Consider the following 18,735-nt stretch of genomic DNA (forward strand, 5'->3'; position numbering starts at 1 on the left):
TGGAGCGATTGTAATTGAATCTGTTATAGTGCTCTTAACTGAGCTTTTGGTATGTGCTGTTAAATGGGTCATCATGATTTAGGAGTGTTTATAAGCTGCGTATTTCCCTAGCAATTCAATGGATTCGGTCAGTGCTTCCAGATCAGCAAGCAGTGTATCCAGATCTCCCTCTGCCTCAAAGTGTAGGTCCAGGTAATAGCGGTAGTGCCATGGCCGACCGGGTATGGTCACCGACTCAATTTTGGCGAGTTGCATGCGATGTTTGTGTAGTAGCATCATTGCCTGTGTATATGCCTCCGGTTCTGGTTTCAATACCAGGGACAGGGTGGCCTTATTACAGGTGGGAAGTGAATGCGGCTGCCTGTCGAGCAGCAGAAAGCGGGTATAGTTTTGCTTACTTGCTTCGATCTCTTTGCCGAGCACGATCAAGCCATGCTGTGAGATGGCCAGTGCACTGCCAATAGCTGCAAGCTCCACGGAGCCTTGAATAGCCACATCCCGTATGCTCAGCGCCGTATCTGCCGACTCGATCAGTTCTACATCGGGGTAGGATTCAAAGAAGGGGCGGCATTGGTTCAGGGCCATGTAGTGGGAGTATACCTTGCGGATGCTCTGAAGCGAAGACCCGGGTATACCGCCCAGGTGCTGACGAATCCGCATGATCACTTCGCCACCGATCCACAGTCGATGCTCCCGTACCAGGGCCAGATTAAGCTGTATTGTACCTGAGATAGAATTCTCGATGGCCATAATCCCCTTGTCAACTAGTCCGGCGGCAACCACTTCTGCCACCTCCCCGAAAGTGAGACAAGGCACTATCTCAATGGATTGATCGCCGAACCAGAGACGGGCGGCTTCTTCATGGAATGCTCCTGCTATACCTTGAATTGCTATTTTCATATGAATCAAAAAAAAACGCCCCGAAGTAAGACTCCGGGGCGCTGGTGATAATTTACTGTGAAGTATAATCAATACAGCCCCGGGCGTTTACCAAAGAAGTAAAAGCTAAAACCAAAGCTGTAATTAAAGTTCTGTTGCGTAGAATGCATCTAATCTGGATTTTACAAAATAAAAAAGGCCCCGCATGGTGCGGGGCCTCTATATGATCACATATACCTTTTCCCGCTTTAGTCCTCTAGAGGAAAAAAGTAAAAAAAGAAGGTATAAGATTTCTGCTGCTTGTTCATTTCAACCGCCAATATAGATACTTTTTACTGAACACCAATTTATTTTCGTTTTTTTTCGCCCAATCTGGTCCGTCCAAGTGATTAGCAACCACCATATCACTTTCACCACATGGCTAAATACCTGTATTTAAAGCACATAAAGGCACTTTATAGGCTATATTGAAGTTGATATCACTTACAAATATGACGATTAAACAAATTAGACTACGTAATTGTAAAATTTTAATCGTACATTGTAAAAAAATAAATGAACCTATATGCCAACTGCAATGTAGTTAGTATATAATTAATCAAAACAGAATGAATAACGGAACAGTAAAATTCTTTAATGACCTGAAAGGGTTCGGGTTTATTAAAGAAGACAACACAGATCAGGAGTACTTTGTACACGTGACTGGCCTGGTACATGAGATCCAGGAAAACGACAAAGTGACTTTTGACCTGCAAGAAGGAAGAAAAGGACTAAACGCGGTTAACGTTAAGCGTGCTTAGTTTCCACATATAAGTCATCTCATAAAGAAGCCTTGCCTGCGGGTGAGGCTTTTTTTTCATTTGATGTGCGTGCCTGCACTACTCCCCCGTTATTAGTTTAATGCCGCTCTGGCAATGTTTCACCAAACCCCTCCTTACGATGAATAGAAGATACCTGGTAGACACTACCACCCGCGAGTACATCTGCGTAGCCCTCCAAAAAGGACAGGACTGGACCCCAAACAATCAGGATTCTCTCCCAAAGTTCATGAACTCTCGTACTAATAAAGACCAACCCGACTTTGAGCTTGTGACCGGCGAGTATAACGACAATTCATTTTTTGAAAAGTGGATTCGCAACGGCACAAATTTCCTGTTCAGATACTAGTCACACCTGAACACCTGCATACCGTAATTTTATAGATCATTTAACAGCATATATGGGTAGATCACAAGAAACCTTCAGTAAAAAAGAAAAAGAGAAGAAGAAGCTTAAGAAAAGACAAGACAAAGAACAGAAGAAGGAAGAGCGCAAAGCCAATTCCGATAAAGGCAAAGGCGTAGAGGAAATGTTCGCCTACGTAGATGAGTTCGGCAATATATCCGATACTCCGCCTGATCCGGTGAAAAAGCCTAAGGAAATTAAACTGGAGGATATCCAGATAGGTGTAGCGAAGCAAGCAGAGCTTGACCCGGCCGACCTGATCCGCAAAGGCACCGTTTCGTTTTTCAACGATTCAAAAGGCTATGGCTTCATCCAGGACCACGTTACACAAGAGCGGGTGTTTGTACACCAGAACGGCCTTGTAAACGCGATCAAGGAAAATGACCGTGTCACCTTTGAGGTTGAGAAAGGCCCGAAGGGATTAAATGCTGTTAACGTTAAACTGGCGTAACCATCTCTAGCTCAAATCCTTGCTAAGCAGATTTGAGCTGCCCAGTTTTCTATAAGCGATTACTATTCGAAAATCTCCTGCTAATGTCAGAAATAATGCTGACTACAGGAGATTTTTTTGTCGTATAAAGTTTTCCGACCACAGCCGTTTATAACTTTGCAACCAGGTCGGCCAAATTGAAGCGCACCCTATTAGTTAGTATGGATACGACAAGCACCCCCAAAGCCTTAATTCTGCAAGAGGCCCAACAACAATTTTTCAACCAAGGCTATAGCAAAGTCCTGATGGCCGACCTGGCCAAGCAACTAGGTATGAGCAAAAAAACGCTGTACCAGTATTTCAGAGGCAAGGAAGAGTTACTCCATGCCGTGATAAAGAACTACCTGGAAAACCTGCAGCGGGAGGTGGAAAGCCTTCTACAGCAGGAGGATGGTGACTTTATCAGAAAAGCGGAACAGGTGTTTCATACCGTCGGGCAGCGCTTTGCCCGTATCAATGGGCAATTGCTCGCTGACATCAGAAAGCACACCCCAAAAACCTGGGCTTTGCTGCAGCAATATCGTACTGAAGCGGCATTTAAACGATTCAGAACTTTGCTGGAAGAAGGCAGCCGCAAGGGGTTCATTCGCAAAGATGCCAATATCTCGTTAGCAGTCTTGCTTTATGCCAGTGCGCTGGAGAAAATCCTGGATCCGGAGTTCATTAGCCAGGTACCCTCTGAACTGATGCAGGAGATCAACTATACCCCTTCCGCTGTATATGAAGGCTTGGCTAATCTAATCTTTCACGGCTTGCTCGAGAAGAAGTAAGGTAAGCTGGCTATGAGATTAAGTCAGTGAATCGTCCAAACTCACTTCTGACAGCATAACTAAGGTATTGCTTACATACTCCCATTGCCCTCCCTAAGACCGTACCGCCCTCCAAAAATAACACAAGCATAACCCGCTCATAACCTGCAATTAACACCTCGGCCGTATTTTTGGAACGTGGAAAAAGAGCTTTAGCCAAGGGACTTTTCTAAACCATTAAACAACGAAAACAATGGCACGTTCAACAAACAACCCCATTAGCATCGTGGTGCGAAGACTTTTGGACATTTCCCTCTACAGGCTACACTCCTTCTACTCCCCGTTTAAGTTTACCAAAGTTTACCAAATCTCACCCACGCCTGGTATATGGCAAGAAAAAGAAAAGTTGAGGTAGCCGTTATATCTGACGTGCACCTGGGCACCTACGGCTGCCATGCAAAAGAGCTCCTGGCTTACCTGAAGAGCATCCACCCTGACACTCTCATCCTGAACGGTGACATCATGGACATCTGGCAGTTCAGCAAGAACTACTGGCCAGCCAGCCACATGAAAGTGGTGAAGTACCTGATGGGCTTAATCGCCAAAGGGACCAAGGTATACTACATTACCGGCAACCACGATGAGATGCTCCGCAAGTTTGAAGGCTTCCAGATGAGTTCTTTCCAGATCGTGAACAAGCTGGTGCTGGAGCTTGATGGCAAGAAAGCCTGGTTCTTCCACGGCGACGTGTTTGATGTGACCATGCAGCACTCCAAGTGGCTGGCCAGACTGGGAGCCAAAGGCTACGATCTGCTTATCCTGCTCAACCGCATGGTGAACTTCTGCTGCCTCAAGCTCAACCGCGACAAGGTATACCTATCGCGCAACATCAAGAACAGAGTAAAGAGCGCCGTCAAGTTCATCAACAACTTTGAGCAGACAGCCGCCGATATTGCCATTACAAACCGCTACGACTACGTGGTTTGTGGGCATATCCACCAACCTGAGATGCGCGACATTTCCAATAATGCGGGTAAGGTAACGTACCTAAACTCGGGCGACTGGATTGAGAACCTGACAGCATTGGAGTATAACAGCGGCAGCTGGAGCCTGTACAAGTTCAGAGAAGACCTGGATGCTGTGGTGATGGAGGATGAAGAAGAGCAGGTACCTACTAATATACAGCTCTTTCAAAGCCTGATGGTGGAATTCAATCTGAAGTCTGCTTGAAAATACTATATGCCATCCAGGGCACAGGCAACGGTCACCTGACAAGAGCCCTGGACATTATACCTGCCCTGCAACAGCACGGCGAGGTCGACCTGTTGGTGAGTGGCTGCCAGGTAGACCTGACTCTACCCTACCCCGTGAAATACCGCCTGAACGGTATGAGTTTCATCTTTGGAAAGAATGGCGGCGTGGACTTTTACAGGACCATTGCACAGGCCAATTCCCGCAACTTTTACAGGGAAGTTCGGCAGTTGCCTGTAAAGAGCTATGATCTGGTGGTTTCTGACTTCGAGCCGATCTCTTCCTGGGCCTGCATGATGGCCAAGAAGCATTGTGTAGGCTTGAGTAACCAGGTGGCGGTGCTGAACAAAAACGTGCCTAAACCAGAGAAAGCGGATCACATGGGGAAATTCATTCTGAAGAATTACGCCCCTACCACTACAAACTATGGCTTTCACTTTGCCCGCTTTGATGATTCCATCTTCACGCCCATTATCCGAAAACAGGTCCGCGAGCTCGAGGTAAGCAACCAGGGGCATTACACGGTATACCTGCCCGCTCACGATGATCATAAAATCGTAAACCGGCTCACGCATTTCAAGCAAATTGAGTGGCAGGTTTTCTCCAAACATAACAAGCAGCCTTTCCAACACCAGAACGTATCGGTGCGGCCTATCCAGAATGAGGCCTTCTTGCAGAGCATGGCTTCTTCGGCGGGAGTGCTTTGTGCCGCAGGTTTTGGTACGCCTTCTGAGGTATTATACCTACAAAAGAAACTCCTGGTGGTGCCTATGAAAAACCAGTTTGAGCAGGTATGCAATGCCGCTGCTCTCAAGCACATGGGGGTAGCCACCATCAAAAGTCTGAAGAAAAAGCACCTGCCGAAGATCTATGACTGGCTGGAGCATGGGCAACCGATACAGGTAGACTACCCGGACGAGACTGAGGCCATTGTGCACCGCATCGTGCACGAAAACACGTAACCGATTCCTAAAGCTTTTACGCTGCAGCTCCTGGCAAAGGGAAGCTGCTTTTTGTATGATAGACAGTAGCAACGAACATAAACAACCCGAACTAATCCGATCAGCCTTCGGCAATGATTTTGAATGGGGAGTTTCCACAGCAGCTTACCAGATTGAAGGTGCACACGAAGCCGAAGGTAAGGGTCTTTCCATCTGGGATGTTTTTTCGGCCAGAAAAGGTAAGATCAAGCAGCGCCATCATGGCAATTTCGCCTGTGACTTCTTCAATCGCTACCCCGACGACCTGGAGCTGATGCAGTCAATGGCTATACCTAACTTCCGTTTCTCCCTCTCCTGGGCCCGCCTCCTGCCGGATGGCACAGGCCATGTTAATCAGCACGGCGTTGCCTATTACGATCGCCTCATTGATCATTGTCTGGAGCTAGGCATTGCCCCCTGGCTCACACTTTACCACTGGGACTTGCCACACGAACTGGAGAAAAAAGGAGGCTGGGCGAACCGGGATATTGTGGGTTGGTTTGAAGAGTATACCGCCCTGGCGGTAAAGCTCTACGGTGACCGGGTAAAGCACTGGATGGTCCTGAACGAGCCCATGGTTTTTACAGGAGCTGGTTATTTCCTGGGCGTGCATGCCCCTGGCCGCCGTGGCTTTGGCTCGTTTATACCTGCTGTGCACCATGCCACGCTCTGCCAGGCGGCTGGTGGCAGGGTCATCAAAGACCTCAGACCTGAGGCAGAAGTCGGCACCACCTTCTCATGCTCCCACATCGAGCCGTTGCGGCGGCAGGAAAAAGACCTACAGGCTGCCCGACGGGTAGACGCCCTGCTAAACCGCCTGTTCCTGGAACCTGCACTGGGCCTTGGCTATCCACTTGACGACCTCCGGTTCATGCGCCGCATCGAAAAGTACATGCAGCCAGGCGACGAGGCAAAAATGGCCTTTGACTTTGATTTCATTGGGGTGCAAAACTATACCCGGGAAGTGGTGAAGTATGCTTTCTGGACGCCTTTTATGCAGGCGATTCTGGTACCTGCCCGCAAACGTGGTGTACCCTATACCCTGATGAACTGGGAGGTATACCCGGAGGGAATTTACCACGTCCTTCACCAGTTCAATCGCTACAAGGGTATACGCAAGCTCATTGTCACTGAGAATGGCGCAGCCTTCCCGGATGAACTTAAAGACGGACGTGTACATGATCCGGAACGGCTGTGCTACCTGAAGCGCTACCTGCAGCAGGTGTTGCGGGCCAGGCAGGAGGGCGTCAACGTACAGGGCTACTTTGTCTGGTCCTTTGTCGACAATTTTGAGTGGGCCGAAGGTTATGACCCGCGCTTCGGGCTGGTGCATGTGGATTTCGAAACACAGCAGCGCACGATCAAAAGCTCCGGTCTCTGGTACCGCGACTTTCTACAGAGTGGTATTTCATAGCGGCACATTATGGCTAGATTAACGCCCCATTATATTACTGTTAAGCCTGCTCCCGCCCATTTTTTAAGTCAAATTAGCGCTATACCTTTACCGTAGGTTAGTTAATAAAGGTAAGATTAGTTTAGTTAAGGAAAAATGCCCGCTCTATAGTGGGCATTTTTATTGTGAACGAAAAGGGACAGTTTCTTAAATGCGATACACTATAAACAAGGTACGCTGGTATTTTAGAACTTCCCAGGCAGGCTAATTCATCGCTTTCAATACTGCTTCAGAATACCAGATCTGCTTTCCGTTCTGGTGTTCTATGCGCACATTCTGGTTTCGGAAGTTTCCTTTCTTATAATGCATAAACCGGCCTTTTCCTTGTGGCGTAATTAACTCTGTACCTGATGTAAGTGCTGTGAAGTTGGTAATTTTAGTCATCTTTAGGGTCGTTTTCTGAGTCAAAAAGAATGTTAGTAGCGTGATGCATCACACTGCTAAACTACGCCCAGTACATAAACACAGTGATAAGGGAATGTAAACCTTCTGTTAAATTTATAGGCGCCCCTGCTTCCTGCTTTGATTACACCCACCCCTAAAGACCTGGCCCTATCTTACTAAACTACTAGATGAAAGTCAGAACCTGTCTACTCTGGATTACCTTACTCAGTATCCACCAATCAGCTTGTCCCGCCAATATTTCTCTTGCGGATACGGAAAGGTAATATCTGCCTGTAAATTGCTCACCTCCGGAGACGCTGCAGGTATTGCTGGAAAGTACCGTGAAGCACAACTGCTTGCTGCTGCATGCCGCTATCCTGTGCGGCGATGATCAGGTTTTGCATCTTCAGCATGTTCAGCTGCACATCCCGCTCAAACAGGGCTCCCTTGGCTAAATAGTATTCAATTTCCTGCTTTGTCTCCTTTGCCATGCTGTAAAACATATCGGAAGCCAGCTTTGCTTCTCCTGCAGCGGCTACCACAGGTATAAAGCGTGGGGTTTGAAAGTCTGCCGGAACCGTGTCGAGCGGGATCTTAGCCATACAAAAGTCGATCACTTCTTTCGCTTTCTCCACATTCCCCTCCTCCAGATAGGCTTCGGCCAGCAGCGCAAATTTCTCGCGGGTGCTTGCTGTGAACCGGAGATAGTTCTGGTCTAGGTAAACGTCTTCTCTATCGAGGTTGAGATAGCTGAAACGATTGATTAGGTTGTCATACATCACCTCTTTATGCACATAGCCCTGCTCCAGTCCATCCGCCGTTTTTACGGGTACAATGCGGTAGGCCATGCCCTCTAGTTGGGAGTAGCTGTCTAGCCCAGTGTAGTCGGATGTAGGTATGGCGCTTGAGAAATAAAGTGGACGCTTCCAGTTTTGACTTCCTAGCAGGTCCAACAGCACCAAATGCCGCTTTTCCAGGTATGGCACTTTCAGCTGCAGGTGTATGCTGTTTGTGATTTCTTCCTGCTTTTGCGCGGGTACTATGCCTTGCTGCAGGACCCGCTTTCGGTCAACCTGTAAGAAAAAATCTTTGGTAGGGAACGTGAGCAGGGTACTTCCTGCGCCATACTGGGCCTGTAGCGCTGGGTGGTTGCTTTTGACAAGCTGCATGAACTGGCGCAGGTCTATACCTGCGGCCACCTGAGGACGCTCCATGTAAGGCAGGTAATCGTTTGTGCCCTGGCGGTAGTTGTCTATACCTAGGGCCAGTGGCCAGGGCTCTGCTTCGTAGGCAGGCCGCATCATCTGATCGATGTACCAGTCGGTATTCAAAAAGGTCATCACTGCCACCCGCACATCAGTGCGGTAACCTTCTACTTCCTGCGCATACCAGAGTGGGTAAGTATCGTTATCGGCATGGGTGATCAGAATGGCATTGGGCGCGCAGGAATCCAGCAGGTTTTTGGCGGAGGCGGTGGAGAAATAGCGCTTAGATCGGTCATGGTCATCCCAGCCTTCCACCGCCATGATCAGTGGTACGGACATACATGCGACAGTGGCTATGCCTGCGGCAACGTGCTTATGGCGAAGCCATTTTTGAAGCAACTCAGCCAGTGCCAAGACGCCTATCCCAATCCAGATCGAGAAGGCGTAGAATGAGGCGGCAAAGGTATAATCCCGCTCCCTAGGCTCGGCAGGTGGCTGATTCAGGTATAGGGCGATGGCTATACCTGTAAAGAAGAAGAGCAGGCCAATGATAATAGCATCCTGCCGGTTTCTGCGCAGCTGGTAGAGCAAGCCCAGTATACCTGCCACCAGCGGCAGCAGATAAAAGCTATTGCGGGACTTGTTTTGCAACACACTGGCAGGTATACCATCACCACCTTTGCTCCACCACAGCACGCCAGCATGCTGCACATCGCTTTCACGGCCGACAAAATTCCACAAGAAGTAGCGCCAGTACATGTGCCCAAATTGATAGCGCAGCAGAAAGCCCAGGTTCTGGCCAAAGCTCGGCCTTTGCCCCTCCCGCAGGTCCAGCCACTTTCTGTACTCCTGCACATCAGCTGGTTTATCGCTGTAGATGCGGGGCAGCAGCACTTTATCCCGGCTGTCATATACAGGCACTAAAGTAGGTGAAGCGATATAGCGGTCTTTGCCTTTCGTATACCTGACAGCTCCCTCCTGCTGACCTGTTGGCTTTGCATTATACTGTGGACCGTAAAGTAGCGGACGATCACCGTACTGCTCCCGCTTCAGGTACGAGACAAAGCTCATCACATCTTCCGGATTATTGATATCCAGTGTCGGGTTATAGTTGGAGCGAATTGGGATCATCAGGTAGGAGCCATACCCGATCAGCACAAACAGAAAGCTGAGTATGGCAGTGTTTAACAGCCTGTTCTGGTGGCGGACGGAATAGTAGACGCCATAAAAAATGCCAGCTACAAGTACCCCCGCAAAAGCCACTATACCTGTACCGAACGGCAGTCCCAAGCTATTCACAAAAAACACTTCCACGCTGCCCGCCAGCGAAGGCAGACCAGGTATAACACCCCAAAGGATGATGAGCAGGATGGCCCCACTGATCAGGAAAGTCACCACCCCTCCCTTCCAGTTAGGCTTAAACTTCCGGAAGTAAAAAATGAAGGCCAGCGCAGGTATAGCCACCAGGTTGAGCAGGTGCACGCCAATAGAAAGCCCCACCAGGTAGGCAATCAGGATAAGCCACTTGTCTGCCGAAGAATCACCTGCCTTAGCCTCCCAGCGCAGCATAGCCCAGAACACAATGGCGGTAAAGAAAGAAGACATCGCGTATACCTCCGCCTCCGTAGCCGAGAACCAGGCCGTGTCGGTAAAGGTATAGGCAAGCGCCCCCACTACACCGCTACCCACCACCAATAGTACCTTTGTGCCGCTCATTTCCTCTCCTGACACACTGACTAATCTGCGACAAAGGATGGTAATGGTCCAGAAAAGAAACAGGGATGTGAAAGCACTGCTCAGGCCAGACAGAAAATTGACCCACCATGCCACTTGCGAAGGATCTGCCGCCAATAAGGAAAAGAGTCGGCCTACCAGCAGAAAAAGCGGAGCGCCCGGCGCATGCGGCACCATCAGTTTGTAGGAACAGGCAATGAACTCCCCACAGTCCCAGAAACTGGCAGTGGGCTCCAGCGTCAAGGTATAGACAGTGAGAGCAACGGCGAAAACTGCCCAACCAGTGAGGTTATTGATAAGCTTGTAATGGCGCATGGCTAAGGACTCAAGAGTTATTCTGCTTCATCCGTAATCTGCATCTCGAACACGATGTAGTGCTTCACGCCATACTTTTTGCCCCATTCGCTCGGTGGCACGCCGTCTTGGGTAAGGGCACAGTACTGATATAAATCCGGTCGCTTGGGGTCGACATAAGGCAGCGAGTACACAAACAGCGGGAAGGGTTTGTGTAGCGGCACCCGCACCGGGTCACCCAGCGAGCCGGTCGCATCGCGCAGGCTATACAGGTCGGTATCCTTTGATTTATACCTTGGATTTAGCCCAACACGGTCGAACTGGAACATGAAATGTGCCTGCTTCTTTTTTGATTGCCGTGCCAGGAGCTTGAATTTGAAAGCGGCGCTGTCCTTGTGAAACGCAAAGGCTGCCGGGTATCCCGTTTCTGCGTAATGGTCGCGGGTGGCGGTCAGTTTGCCATTTCGGTATTCCTTCGATACCAGCTTAAAATGTTTCCCGCGCAGGCTGGTGTCATTGAAGGCAACGCTGAAATAGTCGATGTCCTGTAACCGGAGCACGTCCCGCAATTCGCCTGACTCCATATCCCACTTCACTGTGATGGTGGTGCTGTCCGGATTTTGCGCTACACTTTGCAGGCTCATCATCAGGCATAAAAGCAAAGCACAGCCGGCTTTGTAAAAAGTACTACTTGTTGAGGTTTTCATAGGCTTCATTTTTTTATGACAAAGGAAGCCCTCTTATTTCAGGTATAGCGTTAAGTCAAGTTAAGGAGTGTTAAATAGTGTTAACGGATATCCAACTCTGCCTGGGGATTGATATATTTGATATATGAAGCAGCGCGTCACATTTATCCTGTTCCTGATGTCAGTGAGCACCCTGTGCCTGCTGCTGTTTCAGTTATACTGGAGTTACGAGGCCTTTCAGAGCGCTTCCAAAGCCTTCCGAAGTGAGATAAACCTAGCCCTAGAAGCAGCAGTGGACCAGGAAATGGAGCACAGGCAGGACCAACTGGCAGAGCAGTACAAAGGTTGGCTCGCTGATACCAACCTGTTTGCCATCGACTGCCACATTGATACTACTTCAGGGCTTACGGTGTTCACGGTCATGGAAAAACAGCCTTCTGTAAATGGTAAGGTTGAATTCAGCCTTGGCTTTCAGGGCTACCGCACGGCCGATGGCAAAATGACTCCTAATGTAAAAAAGTACTTCATTGATAGATTGGTAAGTACTGAAATTCGCAAGAACCTGCAACGGGGCGATACTTTTTATTATACCCAACTGTTAGGCGATTTGATGAATGAAGCTATGCAAAACAGTAAGCTTGATCTAGCTCGCTTGCAACAGTTCTATACAGCTGAATTAGCCGCAAGAGATATCCACACAAACTTTCTATTACATGACAAAAGGCAGCTAGTAGCCTCAGACGATTTCCCTTTCACTACCCGAACCCTGCAGTTCGGTTTCAGGTTGCCTTTTGACGAAGTGTTTGCCACCTTTCCGGACCCAAACAAAACCTTGCTCTTCCGCATGAAATGGGTGCTGCTAAGCTCGCTGGTGCTGATTGTAGTCACCATTTTCTGCTTTGCCTATACCTTGCGCACCATTCTGCGGCAGAAAAAATTGAGCGAGCTGAAGAATGACTTCGTGAATAACATGACGCACGAGCTGCGCACACCGGTAGCCACGATCAGCATCGCAGCCGAGGCCATACAAGACTTCAACTTAAGCAAAGCCTCATCCCACGAGTACCTCAGTATTATCCGCCAGCAGTCCGGCCGCCTGTCGCAATTAATCGATGGCATTTTGAAAAACCTTGCCCTGGAACAGGAACAGCTGGAGCTAAACACACGTGTATTGAGTTTACAGCAGCTGGTCGCACAAGCTGTATTGCAGCACCGTCCACAGCTTGACCTGGCCGGAGCAGTGATCAGTTACAACCCGCCAGCTACCCCCCTGCTGGTAAAGGTAGATGAACTGCATTTGCTCAACGTACTTTCCAACCTGATCGAAAATGCACTCAAGTATAGCCGCGGCACCCTGCACCTGGACTTAAAAAGCTACGAAGAAAACGGACAGGCTATCCTTGTTCTGAAGGACAATGGCATCGGTATTCCGGCAGGTATGCATGACAAGGTGTTCGACAAGTTCTTCCGGGTACCGACCGGCAACACCCACAATACCAAAGGCTACGGACTCGGGCTCAGCTATGCTAAAACCATAGTGGAGCGTCATGGCGGTACTATCCGTCTGCAGAGCCGTGAGCAGCAAGGCACTACATTTATCTTATCGCTTCCCATATTTCAGCATGAGCCAGCCCAAAGTACTGTTGCTTGAAGACGAACCGCAGCTAGTCAAAATCGTGGCGGAAAGCCTGCAGAGCAGAGGTTTTCAGGTATACCACGCAACTAATGGCCTGCAGGGGCTCGACGCGGTACGCAGCGATACATTTGACATCTGTGTGGTAGATGTCATGCTGCCACTCATGGATGGCTTTACTTTTGTGCAGGAACTCCGCAAAACTGATAGTCAGACTCCCGTGCTTTTCCTCACCGCTAAATCCATGACAGAAGACGTCGTAAAAGGCTTTGAACTGGGAGGTAACGATTACCTGAGGAAGCCCTTCAGCCTGGAGGAATTAGTGCTGCGGCTGAAAGAACTACTTCGACGAAGCGGTGGTTCTGTGGAAAGCAATAATGTAGAATCGGTAGAGATTGGCTCCTATACCTTTGCACCGCTCAAGCAGGAGCTTTGGCACGATCAAGAGCTCGTCTGTCGGCTATCTCACCGCGAAAGTGAACTGCTCCGCTTACTTGCTCAGCACAAAAACCAGGTGTTGGACCGCAAGGCCAGTCTCATCAAACTCTGGGGCGATGACAACTTTTTCAACGGACGCTCCATGGATGTATTCATTTCAAAACTCCGCAAGCACCTCAAAAAAGATCCTTCGGTCGAAATTCTCAACATACGAGGTATAGGCTATAAATTGGTTTATTGAAAAAGAGCAGTCAGGTGAATCTAAGATCTCAGGATCACCTTCTAGACCAATCATCCACTCAGTTTCCTCCGCTGTCACACTGCCACCCTTTTAGCAGCGGGCTGTTTGCTGATGTAGCGGTCAACAAAAGGCGTGAAGATGGCCAGTAGACTAAAGAGTAGCAACAAGTGCAGGTACCAGGCATTCGCCCAAAGATCCACAAAAGAGGCCGCTCCATTCGTGAAACTGAGTAGAATCAGGATTTGGGCACCGTAAGGCAGAAGACCCTGCACAATGCAGGAAAAGATATCCAGCACAGCTGCCGACTTGCGCCTGTCTACCTGATAGTTTTGACTGATGTCTCTGGCAAGTGGCCCGGTCACCACAATAGACACGGTATTGTTGGCTATGGCGGCATTGGTTCCGCCTACCAGTGCTCCGATGCCCAACTGTGCCGAACGATAACCTCTTATAGTGCCGCCAACTTGCTGCAACAGGAACTGAATACCACCTGCTTCGCGTACCATTTCGGCCAGTCCACCAGTGAGCATGGAGAGCAGGAAGATCTCAAACATACCTGTAAACCCTTCATAAACATGCCTGCTGAATGTCAGCAGTTCCAGGCTGCCGTTTAGCAATCCTATCGCACCTGAGGCAAGCGTACCTATAGTTAGCACCACAAATACATTCACTCCCAGCACGGCCAGCACGATTACCAGCAGGTAGGGCGCTATTTGCCAGAATGTATAATCGCTCCAGGTATCGGGCATACCAACTGCATTTGCGGAAGGCTCTCCCGCCATCAAAAGCAGCAATAAGGTAAGGAGCGCGGCCGGGCCAGCGATAAGCAGGTTCACCCTGAACTTGTCTTTCATGCTGCACTCCTGTGTTTGGGTAGCGGCGATGGTGGTGTCTGAAATAAATGATAGGTTATCGCCAAACATTGCACCTCCCAGCAGCGCACCTAGTAGTAGCGGTAAAGAGGTTTGGCTCTGATCTGCCAAGCCTACAGCGATAGGTCCCAGCGCAACGAGAGCGCCCACTGAGGTACCGGTAGCCGTCGATAGAAAAGCCGCCATGACAAACACCCCCAGTGCCAGATACTCCACTGGCAGCAAATGCAAGCCAAGGCTAACTGTGGCATCTACTCCTCCAACGACCTTCGACACGGTGGCAAAAGCACCGGCTAGCAGGTAAATCAAGCACATGGTCATGATCCTGGAGTCGCCGCAACCGCGGATCAGCGCCGCTACTTTGGCATTAACAGAGCCTTTGAGGATCAGGAAAGCGGAAATAATGCCGATTACCACGGCAACTGGCGAAGGCAGTGCGTAAAAATCCTGCAGCCCGATGCCAGCTCCCAAAAAAGTAAGTATAAATATCAAAAAAGGGACTAAAGCGATGCCCCCGCTCTTTTGCATGCTACTCATAAAATCTAAACTGAAAAAAATAGGTTTGAAAGGGCTGCGAGTCGAAACCGGTGACGGCACCTTCCCTATCCCTTGCTGAGAAATATTTAAATGAAAGCGCTATGGCTCTTTTGATTGGCCCCCAAGGTCTGTTTAATACCGGCACAGCTTCTGCTGCCTGGCAAGATAACTATAGCAGAACCTAAAGTAGAGAGGGATTCCTGTATTGAGGCTGTAGTATAGGCCGTCAGACTAAAGGGGCTTTGATACCACTATATACAGGAAGGTATTAACAGCAACAACAGCAAAGGCGCTTGGCAAGCCTTGTAGCGGATGGCATGTTGATACGGGTAAAGTGTGAAGTGTAGGTGTGCATGTGTTTAATTTATAGGCCCCAAAAATGGGCAGGAGTTAGCACCTGTCCGGACTACACCGGAGGTTGCTAGAGGTTCACCGAGCCTGCTCTCTCCCCTCTTCTTTATAAATCTTAGATAAAGATGCCGCAAATGTACAACACCGATTGGTAGCAGACAAGCTGTCAGCCGTTAGGCTGAGTTCCGCTCCGCATTGATGATGCCGAAAGAACAGCGCACAACGAGCTTTTCATATACTTGCTTGGACCTCTGCTGCGGGTCCTGCTCTTCCAGACTGCGGATCTTAGCAAGAGCATACTGCTGTATCGTAATTAGCGGTAGTTCAATGCGCTGTCGTAGCTGAATCGAGAGCTCGTCCATAGGTTTGTCAGCCATCAGCGTGTCGGCTCCTGCCAGTAACAGCACATATTTTTTTGTCCGCTCATATTCCTCGTAAATCTGCTTCCAGAGTGCACCGTAAGTAGGATGGTCCTCTAAATAGGCCGTTACCGGGAAGAAGCACTTCTTCATCGCCATCTCACAGTTGTCAAGCAGGGTTTTAAAGAAGAGTGAGTGTTTGTAAAGCTGCTGTAACCTTGGCCAGTCCCCTTTTGCATGCAGTGCCTCGAGCGCTTTGCCCACACCATAATAGCCCGGCAGGTTCTGCTTGAGCTGACTCCAGGCACCCACATAAGGAACGGCACGCAGATCATCCAAATTCAGTTTACCGGCCTTACGCTTGGAAGGGCGGCTGCCAATATTGGCTTCGCCATAGTAGCGCAGTGGACTCACAAAGGTCAGGTATTCCAGAAAAACCGGGTTGTTTTTCAGCTCCGTGTAGGCGTCGAAACTCACCTCCGCCAGTTCCTGTAACAGCTGGTCATCGTCGGGCGTGAGTGTGGGCTTTTTGCGGTCGAACAGGCTGTTGCTGATACCGGCATGCAGGAGCTGCTCCAGGTTGAAACGGGCTGCATCCACAGAACCGAAATTGGAGCTCACCGTCTGGCCTTGTATCGTCAGCTGAATCTCCTTGTTGGCGATGTTGTTGCCCATCGAAGCGTAGAACTGCTGTGTCTTGCCGCCACCTCGTGCCGGTGGTCCTCCCCGTCCGTCAAAGAAAATGACTTCAATGCCATACTCCCGGCTTACCTCCGTTAGCGCCTCCTTGGCTTTGTAGATGCTCCAGTTGGCCATCAGATAACCGCCGTCTTTGGTGCCGTCCGAGAAACCGAGCATAATGGTCTGGGTGTCGCCCCGCCGCTGCAAGTGCTCCCGGTATACCTCATTTTCGTAAAGCTGCCGCATCACGGCCGCTGCCTGCCGCAAGTCAGTTATTGTTTCGAAGAGCGGCACAATATCGACGCTGTGTTCTTCCGGCTGCCAGTCAGCCAGGCGGAACAAGGTATAGACTTCCAGTACATTCAAGGCACTGGTGCAATGACTGATGATATAGCGGTGACATCCCTCTTCGCCGTTGTGTTCCTGTATCGTCCGGATGGCAGCTATTGTCTCCAGGGTGTCCTGTAGCAGTTCCTCATCTTCGAACAGGTCTTGGTTTTTCAGGCTTGCAGCTATACCTAGCAGGGCGCTTATTCGCTCTTCTTCCGACAATTGTGCGTAGTTTTTTGGCAGAAGGTCTGTGCGCTGTGCAAGCTCCTCAAACAGATGGGCGTGCACCGAAGAGTCCTGTCGGATATCGAGCGAGGCAAAGAACAGTCCGAAGAGCTCTACACTGGTGATCAGCGCTTCCACCTGCCCCAGAAACAAACTGTTGTGCTCTTCCAGCAATAGCCTGCTGATCTCTCGCAGCGGAGCAAGGATATCCTCCTGCTTCAAGTCTAGGGTATAGTCAGGCACAAAGAGATTATTATATAGCTTGGCTTCCAGTTCCCGGAGCAAATCTTCCACGCCCCTGAAGGTCAGGCGGCGTCTAAGTCGGCGCACATCGGCATAGTAAGCCCTAATGGCAGCTACCCGAAGTGCATCTGCTACCTGCAGGGTAGTCTCAGCCTTTACAAAAGGATTTCCGTCCCGGTCTCCTCCGGGCCAGAACCCCATCCGGATCAGCTTTGAACCCGGCAGAACGGCGCCGGGAAACTGGGCGTTCAGGTATGAAATGATGCCGCCGGCAGCACGGTAGAAAACATTCTCCAGAAACCAAATCAGGCTAACGGCCTCCTCATAGGGCGTAGGTTTCTCTTTCTTAAAGAAAGGTGTCTTGCCCAGTTGTCGCAGGTATGAGTGTGCCTGCGAGGTGTTGTCGGTTGCCAGTGCCTGCGATAGGTCGTTGATGATGCCCAGCACATTGCTTGGATAGAACTGAGTGGGGTGTGCCGTCAACACCATGCGTACCGCAAAGTCCTGCAGCTTAAGTGACAGTTGCTCATGGGCCTGTTCATGCAGTACCGCAATACTGAGTTGGTTCAAAGTACCCGCACCCTGCATGTCGTGCGTGTCACGGAAAGCGGCCTCTTCCAGCGCATCGAACAGCACCACCTGGCGCTCGGCGTACTGCACAAAACGAAACAGCAGGTCGTGCTGCTCCTGCTCTGAACGGTAATGGGTATACTGCTCAAAAAAACTCTGAATGATCTCCTGCGGACTCTGTTGCCGTTGGTAGCCGTCCTCACAGTGCAGCACCAACAATGAAAGCAGTACACCCGTTTTCTCCACCCGATGAAAAGGCAACGAAGAAAACAAGCTGTTATACATTTCATAGCGCGTACCAACCAGGGTTGAGAAGACTTCCAGGTTGGTATTGGCTCGCAGATTATGGTGTGTGTTCATAGGGACGGAGGATCTGTCGAAATTTTTCTGAATATAAGTAATTTTTAGAAGGCGGGTATAAAAGTTGCCGATTCAGATGTGGAGCATGTTCTTGCTTGAGCGATTGGGTGAAGGTGTTCTATTTTGTCGCGGCACTTGTAGCAAGGGTAATTTGAGATTTCCAACAGGTATAGCACACGCCTAAAACTCTTATACGGATACGCTACGAAAGTTTAGGTTCCGCTCAGAAGGCAGCGGGATCTGGCTGGTTGATTAGGATGATATGTAAAAATAAAAAGCCCATCAATCGATGATTGATGGGCTTTTTATTTGATATCGCTACCAGCAGAAAGTGAGGGTATCGAACCCCTACATAAATCACTGATAATCAATAATATAAAAAATATTATAAATTCGACTCCCCGAATTACGCACTAACTTTTTTATCTCAGTTTCGCTGCAAATGCTTCTACTTAAATTTACACATCTTTTTTATCAATTTCAACTAGAAATTACACTCACCAACGTGGTTATTAATTCATACTATTTAGGCCCCCTTAAATGTTGGATATTTCATACTTGATGCT

The 18,735-nt window shown here is 49.3% G+C and carries 15 protein-coding genes and 1 riboswitch; of the genes, 9 read left to right on the plus strand and 6 right to left on the minus strand.

Annotated features, from left to right (window positions below; translation table 11 throughout):
- Positions 1 to 78 precede the first annotated feature (78 nt).
- Complete coding sequence (locus tag AC5FX6_RS10490) at positions 79 to 900, minus strand: prephenate dehydratase (RefSeq protein ID WP_493597005.1); 822 nt, start codon at positions 898 to 900, stop codon at positions 79 to 81.
- A 587-nt stretch (positions 901 to 1,487) separates the two neighbouring features.
- On the opposite strand from AC5FX6_RS10490, the gene AC5FX6_RS10495 reads away from it, so the two are divergent.
- The 7 genes from AC5FX6_RS10495 to AC5FX6_RS10525 all read left to right on the plus strand — a co-directional run bounded on the left by AC5FX6_RS10495 (position 1,488) and on the right by AC5FX6_RS10525 (position 6,987).
- Positions 1,488 to 1,679: a cold-shock protein gene (locus tag AC5FX6_RS10495; protein WP_076671102.1), complete on the plus strand. Its 192-nt coding sequence runs from the start codon at positions 1,488 to 1,490 to the stop codon at positions 1,677 to 1,679.
- Positions 1,680 to 1,818: 139 nt separating this feature from the next.
- Positions 1,819 to 2,046 carry a hypothetical protein gene (locus tag AC5FX6_RS10500; protein ID WP_007653367.1) on the plus strand — a complete coding sequence of 76 codons (228 nt, stop codon included), beginning with the start codon at positions 1,819 to 1,821 and terminating at the stop codon, positions 2,044 to 2,046.
- 52 nt (positions 2,047 to 2,098) lie between these two features.
- Entirely contained in the window at positions 2,099 to 2,554 is a 456-nt protein-coding gene (locus AC5FX6_RS10505) for a cold-shock protein (protein WP_493597006.1), read from the plus strand.
- A 200-nt stretch (positions 2,555 to 2,754) separates the two neighbouring features.
- Complete coding sequence (locus AC5FX6_RS10510) at positions 2,755 to 3,363, plus strand: TetR/AcrR family transcriptional regulator (RefSeq protein ID WP_493597007.1); 609 nt, start codon at positions 2,755 to 2,757, stop codon at positions 3,361 to 3,363.
- A gap of 366 nt (positions 3,364 to 3,729) precedes the next feature.
- The gene (locus AC5FX6_RS10515; protein WP_493597008.1) at positions 3,730 to 4,572 is read left to right on the plus strand and encodes a UDP-2,3-diacylglucosamine diphosphatase; all 843 of its coding nucleotides are present in this window, start codon (positions 3,730 to 3,732) and stop codon (positions 4,570 to 4,572) included.
- A complete protein-coding gene (locus AC5FX6_RS10520; RefSeq protein ID WP_493597009.1) occupies positions 4,569 to 5,555 on the plus strand; it encodes a glycosyltransferase family protein in 987 nt (328 codons plus the stop codon). The genes AC5FX6_RS10515 and AC5FX6_RS10520 overlap by 4 nt, the downstream gene beginning before the upstream one ends.
- A gap of 55 nt (positions 5,556 to 5,610) precedes the next feature.
- Positions 5,611 to 6,987: a GH1 family beta-glucosidase gene (locus AC5FX6_RS10525; RefSeq protein ID WP_493597010.1), complete on the plus strand. Its 1,377-nt coding sequence runs from the start codon at positions 5,611 to 5,613 to the stop codon at positions 6,985 to 6,987.
- A gap of 243 nt (positions 6,988 to 7,230) precedes the next feature.
- On the opposite strand, the gene AC5FX6_RS10530 is transcribed toward AC5FX6_RS10525, so the two are convergent.
- The 3 genes from AC5FX6_RS10530 to AC5FX6_RS10540 form a co-directional block, all read right to left on the minus strand.
- A complete protein-coding gene (locus AC5FX6_RS10530; protein ID WP_493597011.1) occupies positions 7,231 to 7,410 on the minus strand; it encodes a hypothetical protein in 180 nt (59 codons plus the stop codon).
- A gap of 302 nt (positions 7,411 to 7,712) precedes the next feature.
- The gene (locus AC5FX6_RS10535; RefSeq protein ID WP_493597012.1) at positions 7,713 to 10,664 is read right to left on the minus strand and encodes a glycosyltransferase family 117 protein; all 2,952 of its coding nucleotides are present in this window, start codon (positions 10,662 to 10,664) and stop codon (positions 7,713 to 7,715) included.
- A 17-nt stretch (positions 10,665 to 10,681) separates the two neighbouring features.
- The gene (locus AC5FX6_RS10540; protein ID WP_493597013.1) at positions 10,682 to 11,350 is read right to left on the minus strand and encodes a hypothetical protein; all 669 of its coding nucleotides are present in this window, start codon (positions 11,348 to 11,350) and stop codon (positions 10,682 to 10,684) included.
- 124 nt (positions 11,351 to 11,474) lie between these two features.
- Here AC5FX6_RS10540 and AC5FX6_RS10545 point away from each other — a divergent pair, with 124 nt between their 5' ends.
- On the plus strand, positions 11,475 to 12,980 hold the full coding sequence (locus AC5FX6_RS10545) for a sensor histidine kinase (protein ID WP_493597014.1): 1,506 nt from the start codon (positions 11,475 to 11,477) through the stop codon (positions 12,978 to 12,980).
- The gene (locus AC5FX6_RS10550; RefSeq protein WP_493597015.1) at positions 12,952 to 13,641 is read left to right on the plus strand and encodes a response regulator transcription factor; all 690 of its coding nucleotides are present in this window, start codon (positions 12,952 to 12,954) and stop codon (positions 13,639 to 13,641) included. The genes AC5FX6_RS10545 and AC5FX6_RS10550 overlap by 29 nt, the downstream gene beginning before the upstream one ends.
- 74 nt (positions 13,642 to 13,715) lie before the next feature.
- Here the strand turns inward: AC5FX6_RS10550 and AC5FX6_RS10555 are convergent, their stop codons facing one another.
- Both AC5FX6_RS10555 and AC5FX6_RS10560 read right to left on the minus strand, forming a co-directional pair.
- Complete coding sequence (locus tag AC5FX6_RS10555) at positions 13,716 to 15,041, minus strand: Na+/H+ antiporter NhaC family protein (RefSeq protein WP_493597016.1); 1,326 nt, start codon at positions 15,039 to 15,041, stop codon at positions 13,716 to 13,718.
- A 370-nt stretch (positions 15,042 to 15,411) separates the two neighbouring features.
- A riboswitch (SAM riboswitch) is annotated at positions 15,412 to 15,516 on the minus strand.
- A 58-nt stretch (positions 15,517 to 15,574) separates the two neighbouring features.
- Positions 15,575 to 18,169 carry a phosphoenolpyruvate carboxylase gene (locus AC5FX6_RS10560; RefSeq protein WP_493597017.1) on the minus strand — a complete coding sequence of 865 codons (2,595 nt, stop codon included), beginning with the start codon at positions 18,167 to 18,169 and terminating at the stop codon, positions 15,575 to 15,577.
- Positions 18,170 to 18,735 lie beyond the last annotated feature (566 nt).

This window comes from Pontibacter sp. LHS2 (genome assembly GCF_058932845.1).

Bases quoted from the DNA above. Each gene is read 5' to 3' on its own strand.
- AC5FX6_RS10490 (WP_493597005.1), bottom strand. From the start codon at position 900: ATGAAAATAGCAATTCAAGGTATAGCAGGAGCATTCCATGAAGAAGCC.
- AC5FX6_RS10495 (WP_076671102.1), top strand. From the start codon at position 1,488: ATGAATAACGGAACAGTAAAATTCTTTAATGACCTGAAAGGGTTCGGG.
- AC5FX6_RS10500 (WP_007653367.1), top strand. From the start codon at position 1,819: ATGAATAGAAGATACCTGGTAGACACTACCACCCGCGAGTACATCTGC.
- AC5FX6_RS10505 (WP_493597006.1), top strand. From the start codon at position 2,099: ATGGGTAGATCACAAGAAACCTTCAGTAAAAAAGAAAAAGAGAAGAAG.
- AC5FX6_RS10510 (WP_493597007.1), top strand. From the start codon at position 2,755: ATGGATACGACAAGCACCCCCAAAGCCTTAATTCTGCAAGAGGCCCAA.
- AC5FX6_RS10515 (WP_493597008.1), top strand. From the start codon at position 3,730: ATGGCAAGAAAAAGAAAAGTTGAGGTAGCCGTTATATCTGACGTGCAC.
- AC5FX6_RS10525 (WP_493597010.1), top strand. From the start codon at position 5,611: ATGATAGACAGTAGCAACGAACATAAACAACCCGAACTAATCCGATCA.
- AC5FX6_RS10530 (WP_493597011.1), bottom strand. From the start codon at position 7,410: ATGACTAAAATTACCAACTTCACAGCACTTACATCAGGTACAGAGTTA.
- AC5FX6_RS10535 (WP_493597012.1), bottom strand. From the start codon at position 10,664: ATGCGCCATTACAAGCTTATCAATAACCTCACTGGTTGGGCAGTTTTC.
- AC5FX6_RS10540 (WP_493597013.1), bottom strand. From the start codon at position 11,350: ATGAAAACCTCAACAAGTAGTACTTTTTACAAAGCCGGCTGTGCTTTG.
- AC5FX6_RS10545 (WP_493597014.1), top strand. From the start codon at position 11,475: ATGAAGCAGCGCGTCACATTTATCCTGTTCCTGATGTCAGTGAGCACC.
- AC5FX6_RS10550 (WP_493597015.1), top strand. From the start codon at position 12,952: ATGAGCCAGCCCAAAGTACTGTTGCTTGAAGACGAACCGCAGCTAGTC.
- AC5FX6_RS10555 (WP_493597016.1), bottom strand. From the start codon at position 15,041: ATGCAAAAGAGCGGGGGCATCGCTTTAGTCCCTTTTTTGATATTTATA.
- AC5FX6_RS10560 (WP_493597017.1), bottom strand. From the start codon at position 18,169: ATGAACACACACCATAATCTGCGAGCCAATACCAACCTGGAAGTCTTC.